Raw genomic sequence first — 5,762 nt, 5'->3', positions numbered from 1 at the left:
GGTTTCATACGGGGTGGCATCATTCGCCAGCGCGTCCGCTCTCTTTGCTTCGGGTATCACGCCTGCGGGAGGGGCATAGGGTTTGAATTCGTAGACTGGCTGCTCACTGACCGGATACATATCGATATCAGAGATGGAAAATAGCTTTTTCCTTTCAGGCTTAACGTCCTTTTTCCTGTTTCTTTTGTTCATTAGAAAAATGCCTCGTCGGGAATGTGAAACGGTTTAGGAACGGGGGAAAAAGCCATAATTAATGAATCGGCCATGTTGGGTGAAGCGATGCCCCGTTTTTTCATGTCTTTTTTGCTCTCGACTTTCACCCGTCCATTGTTGTCGTAATCCACCCGAGGACGGGATAATTCAGCTTTCAGTACGTCAAGTTCTTTTATGCCTGAACTGAGACTGATTAACAGGCCATCGGTAAATTGATTGATGAAACGTTTGTCATCCGGATATTTTTCCAAATGCATGATACACCGCCAGGTATTAAAAAAACGGTCTCGGACGCCCCACCAGGCTTGCGCCTTAATATTCGCGAACATATCTTTATTGGTTTTTCCCGCCACATATTTTGCGTCAGGTTTAAAGACAGCCCCACCCGCGTTGAATCCGGTTGCGGTGATATGACATGTCCGTCGTAGATGCGCTTTCACCCTGCCCCTACCCCGATGGAGTCATAGATGATTTCATCGGCATGGACTTCCTCAGCATAGTTTTTGACTCGGTTTGCTGAGCTGATCACGTCGCCTTTACTCCACTGCTGGCAATCCGTGACAACCGATCCGTGTACAAACGTGAGGGCGTTGCTGTCATCGCCCTCATCTGCAACGTCAAAACCGAGTCGTTTAGCCCCCGTTGTCAAAAACCCCAGTTTGATATGGGCATCAATGGCCGCCTGTACCCATTCGGCGGGAATTAAGATACCTTCAACAGACGCCTGATAGTTCAAATCCAGTTCCTGCGCCACAATGACCGGATTATCGATTTTCAGGCACTCTTTTTCGTACCATTGTTCATCTTTACGGGGGTCATTGCGCCAGTGAAAGGTAAACACCGGAATACGTCCACTGTGGCGTTTTTGGGCAAAAGGATTGTCCATCCCATTAACCGAACTTAAGTCAATGCGGCAGCGGGTAGTTTGCGATAGGGCAGCATCAATCAATAGCGGACGAGGCAAAAAGGCGGCTTCGTCGACGAAATAGAGTGTCGTCCGGTCACCCCGTCCAATATTGTCCCCCGCTTCACCCTTGATAATGGCGCCGGTGTTTGGAAAATTGACCCGCATATAAGGCGCGTGTTTTTTCGCTACCCAGCCTCCCCGAAACTCTTGCGGTAAAGTTTCAATAAACTTACGGGCTTTCCAGAACAACGCTTTCGGGTCACCGGTGCTGTCAACATACTCTTCTTTGCGGGAGCCAAAGCCAATTACCATCTCTTTATTAAAGAGACATAAAGCGCATGCGAGTGCAATTGACGTCCAGCTTAAGCCCATTTCGCGGCTTTTTTCGGTAATACCGTTTTCACGTCCTTTCCAGCGTGTCATTATCCAGTCAATCCATGCTTCCTGTTTCGGGAACAGCAAAAAAGGAATAGTCACCGGTAACCCGTAATCGACATTTCGTGGGTCTGTCGTCATGCCCAGTCAATAATAAACTGCGCGGGATTATCCTTATAAAATCGGGTTAATCGTTTAAAACTTTCCGGCTGCTGGCGTAACCGTTGTAGACGCTCATCGCGCCACTCAAATACCTTAAAATAATCTGGTTTTTTAAAGTCAAAAGGAAAAGGTAACGGCATAGGAATTTGTCCGGAAAAAAGCGACTCAAAAAAATATTTTGCACATAAACGTGTACATAAAAATACAAAAAATGGGGTTAAACTCATATAATCAATTGATATTAAATAAATATTTAAATTTAATATCATTTATAACATAAATAAGTAAGCGATTTTAACCCTTTACCCCATCAGTTTTTGGTACGCTTCTGCGGCCTCTTCTAAAGTCATTTCTCGAGTAATTGCATTTTGCGGTAGTATATCTTCTGGTATAGGGCTACCTTGCAATTGCTTAATTTCCAGTAATAAGGTAGTTGGTATAGGAATGCCTTCTATCTCTAAAAATTGCGCGGCCTCTAGTGAAGTGATTTCGGCTGATTTTTTTCGCTCGAGTATCGATCTTAAGTATTCTTTTTGTTGATGCTTTTTCATCGTTAAAGAAGACTTCATTGATCCCCATCTTTTTGTAAACGGCAATATCATTGTGACTAGGCAATACTTCTTCTATCGTTGTCGTTTCGCCGTCTGCCGTGGTTTTAATAATTTTGCGTTTTCGGATTTTGGTGTTTTGCCTTGCTGTTTCTGCTAGCTCTTTTTTCAAAATGTCGGCCGCATGATGAAAAGCATGATCAAATTCGTAATAATCCTTTCGCCAATTTCTAATCGTTTTTTCATCCACATGCAGCCATTTTGCAATGAAATGATTTGATACTTTGCCTTTCACCAAAGACAGGTTGATCACGTCATCAATATACGCTTTTTTATATTTAGCTTTCCCTGACATGACAACCTCTTTTTAACCTTTGTGCAACATTCGTAAAATTAGCCATTTTGGGTGCGGACTTATTTTGCGGAAGTATGCGAAAAAATCCCTCTTCATGCGTTGTTATTATTAGGTTTTCCAATTTTTCAAAATGCGGAAGTATGACTGCGGAATTATGCGTTTTTGGCTATTCTGTAATTTTTTACCTGAATCCCTTTGATGTAAAGCAATTAAGGTTTTAACCCCATTTACCTTAATGATTAAAAAATGAACGCAAATGTTAAAAATTTAACTCAAAAATTGACCCTGAAAATCGACCGTAAATATTTGAGGTGGTTCTCAATGTTTTTATGACCCAGCATTTTAGAAATAACATGAAGTATCATTCCGTTTTTTGATAAGACGTACCGCTGCAAAATGCCGTAAGTTATGAAATTTCCCAATCCTGAATTTTTCCAGTAATTCCTTAACAATTCCTGTCGTACTGTAATTTAACGACAGTCTTTTCACTGATTGACTGACAATTAATGGTTCATGTAACCCAAACTTGTTTTTATCCAATAGCGACAATAACCCTTTTGGCATCGGTAACAATCGCTGAACGTCAGCTTTTAAGCCTTCAATAACACCGTTTCGTGTTACATGTTTTGAGATATTCAAATATTCCCCTTGAATATCGCTATAATCCAATGCCAATATTTCGCTTATCCGAAGCCCAATCACCGATGCCAAGATGAAGGCAATCTTTTCTCTGACGGGCGCTTCTTCAATCATCCTATCCACATTCTCAAACGCCGGAATGAAAATAGGCTTTTCCCCTTTTCTTTTCAATTTTGGAATTGGACTGACACCAACATTTTCGCATTGCTTCAGCAGCAAATAGGCAGAATGCAGATGTTTAAGCGTATTTTCCGGTAACCGTTAAATTCACTCGGGCGAATATTCAACGCCATTTTTGCTTGCAACGTTTTCGTCAATCGAAAACAAGGCATGTTTAATCGTATCGAGCGAACTTTGCCGTAAATGCCCCGTTTCACACTGAAAGACCTTTTTCCCCACATAAAACTGAATCAACTTGCGAAGATGCCAATCTCGCATTGCTCTTTTTCTTTTGCCATCATCGCCAAAAATCGCTCAGATTCGCTCAGAAAAGAAATGGCAAGCAGCTTCCCGCGTTTTAAAGCTTTTATGAAATCGTCCTGCTGGATTTTCGTAATGCACACGAAAACCCTCGCTATCATGGCGAGTTTTGACTTGTTTAATTGAAACTCATTTGCGATTATCGCTTTGTTGTTAACCTGCCACAATTTTTGCTTGATTAAGACAATCTTCTATCATCTTGCCTCTTCTACTAGCTGGCTGTTGCGATAATAGCGGATGGCTTCACGGGTGGCTAAGCTGGCGACAGAGGTAGAAAAGCCCAGCTTGATTAACTCGGCCTTAACATTGGCTTCGATGAATTGCTCAGGAGTCATCCTTCTAACCTCATGCTTCCACCAATTAAATCAAGGGGGATTTGAGATAACTCCATTACTGTTTTTTCAGCTTTTTTAAGAATGGTAAATCATCTTGACGCTTACGTAATCGACGACCAGCATCCGAAGAGTCTTTATCAGACTCTTTTCTGGCTGTAGCAACAATATTTTGTAATTGCTCAATAGTAAAAGCTAATCCTTTATTTTCTTCCAACTCCGTCATGTAGTCATAGATTTTAGCCTGTAACTCATAGCTGTAACTCATTGCCATTAGACAGGCTTCACGTTTTGGAAATCGGTAAATTTTTCGAATAGACTGGGCACCGTTTCCAGTGGTGAAAATATCATCAGCTAAAAATTTAGCAGATGTTTCTCCAAGAACTTTGGGTACTTTTGCCATAAAATTATTGTGCTGTAACTTGCGATATTTTTTGCAAGGAAACGTTAATCTCTCTGCTTCCGCTTTTGATTTCCGCTCCGCATTAATATAGTCCACCATTTCCAGACTGGTCATTGTTGGCATTTCTGTTACTAAAAAATTGTCATTTTTAGTTGTTACTAATTTCATCGTACTTTTCCTTATAGAAAATCGAACCTGCGCGCACAGAACAGCCGCCCACAGAAAAGCACCATTTTAAACGGCGTTCTTCAGGCTCGACTTTCTATAAGGTTCTGTGTTTTATTGATGCGCGTGCGTGGCGCTGAGATTGTTAAGATTTGAACGTGCCAATGACCGATTCAGTGACACTGTGTTTTGATGTACTGCTGTAGATATTCCGTCTGCTTTTCGTTCTCAGCTATCATCGCTCTGAGACGGAAATAATCTTCTCGAGCTGCCTTACTAAGTTGTGGGGTGGCTTCATTATGTCGGCTCTGGGTGGTAGCGGTTTTGGGTATTGGACACACGGCATTGACGTGCAACTGCTTAGTGCCAGCACGAACAGCATCATTGAGCTTAGCAATTTCAGCTTTGGCATTATTTAATTTCTCCGTGTGTTGAATATCGAGTTGGTGCAAAGAATCAATCTTTTGCTGCTGTAATTTCACGGCTTCAATTTGTGCGCGATATTGCTGTTTTAATGTTTGGTAGTTTTGCCTGATGGTTTGATAACGGGAGTTGATAAAAATAAGTGAGAGAATTAACCCTGCAATAATCACTCCGATAAATGAGTAAGGTCGCCATAACATATTACGCTCTCAATTTCCCGACGGGTAATTAGCCCTTTCCAGACTTCGCCTTTCACATAAACCCACCGCTTCATCTCATCACATGCCCCTTTTCGGTCATTGTTGTTGAGCTTTTTGAGCAAGGTCGATTTGGCAAAATTACCCACGCCCACGTTATAAGCAAATGAGTAAAGGGCTGCCTGTGTTAGCGTGTTGATATTGACCTTAATCAACGGGTCAACATAACGTTTAACGGCTTTTAAATCGTCATTAAGCCACTTATCGCAGTCTTCTTGCGTGTACATCCGGTTACGCACAATATCCTTGCCTGTATGACCATAACAAACAGAGAGTACACCACCTCCATCGAAGTAAGGTTTAAATTTTAATCCTTCAAAATGCGTTATCATCGTTGAGGCTAAAAACAACGCACTACCGCCCGTTGCCATCAATATTTTTTTCGGTATCTTCATACTGACGTTCCTTGAGTCTGTACTCCTTTTTGCGGTAGTACACGTTGATAAAAAATGTCCCTATCGTGCAGACAATACCCATCACAGCTACCCACTGCTCAAGGTAAA

The 5,762-nt window shown here is 41.8% G+C and carries 7 protein-coding genes and 3 pseudogenes; all 10 read right to left on the bottom strand.

Annotated features, from left to right (window positions below; translation table 11 throughout):
* A pseudogene (locus tag AYJ55_RS18970) lies at positions 1-192 on the bottom strand (DUF1073 domain-containing protein); the annotation flags it as partial.
* Positions 192-1,797 (bottom strand): annotated as a pseudogene (locus AYJ55_RS18965) (terminase large subunit). The pseudogenes AYJ55_RS18970 and AYJ55_RS18965, both read right to left, overlap by 1 nt.
* A 271-nt stretch (positions 1,798-2,068) precedes the next feature.
* A complete protein-coding gene (locus tag AYJ55_RS18960; protein ID WP_063657603.1) occupies positions 2,069-2,560 on the bottom strand; it encodes a hypothetical protein in 492 nt (163 codons plus the stop codon).
* Between the two features lie 342 nt (positions 2,561-2,902).
* Positions 2,903-3,418, bottom strand: coding sequence for a site-specific integrase (locus tag AYJ55_RS18955; RefSeq protein ID WP_063657602.1), 516 nt, complete (start codon positions 3,416-3,418; stop codon positions 2,903-2,905).
* A 191-nt stretch (positions 3,419-3,609) separates the two neighbouring features.
* Positions 3,610-3,846, bottom strand: a complete 237-nt coding sequence (locus tag AYJ55_RS18950; RefSeq protein ID WP_063657601.1) for a hypothetical protein — start codon at positions 3,844-3,846, stop codon at positions 3,610-3,612.
* A gap of 27 nt (positions 3,847-3,873) precedes the next feature.
* On the bottom strand, positions 3,874-4,014 hold the full coding sequence (locus AYJ55_RS29800) for a hypothetical protein (protein ID WP_245677454.1): 141 nt from the start codon (positions 4,012-4,014) through the stop codon (positions 3,874-3,876).
* Positions 4,011-4,582, bottom strand: a pseudogene (locus AYJ55_RS18945) (Rha family transcriptional regulator). The gene AYJ55_RS29800 and the pseudogene AYJ55_RS18945 overlap by 4 nt, the downstream one beginning before the upstream one ends.
* A 170-nt stretch (positions 4,583-4,752) precedes the next feature.
* Positions 4,753-5,202, bottom strand: a complete 450-nt coding sequence (locus AYJ55_RS18940; protein WP_063657600.1) for a lysis protein — start codon at positions 5,200-5,202, stop codon at positions 4,753-4,755.
* On the bottom strand, positions 5,169-5,654 hold the full coding sequence (locus tag AYJ55_RS18935) for a lysozyme (RefSeq protein ID WP_063657599.1): 486 nt from the start codon (positions 5,652-5,654) through the stop codon (positions 5,169-5,171). The genes AYJ55_RS18940 and AYJ55_RS18935 overlap by 34 nt, the downstream gene beginning before the upstream one ends.
* The coding region (locus AYJ55_RS27075; RefSeq protein ID WP_187153326.1) for an HP1 family phage holin at positions 5,614-5,762 on the bottom strand (149 nt) is incomplete at its 5' end. The genes AYJ55_RS27075 and AYJ55_RS18935, both read right to left, overlap by 41 nt.

This window comes from Candidatus Arsenophonus triatominarum, from assembly GCF_001640365.1.
Lineage (GTDB): Bacteria > Pseudomonadota > Gammaproteobacteria > Enterobacterales > Enterobacteriaceae > Arsenophonus > Arsenophonus triatominarum.
Note: the sequence above shows the minus strand (reverse complement) of the source record. Positions and strands in the feature narration are given on the sequence as shown.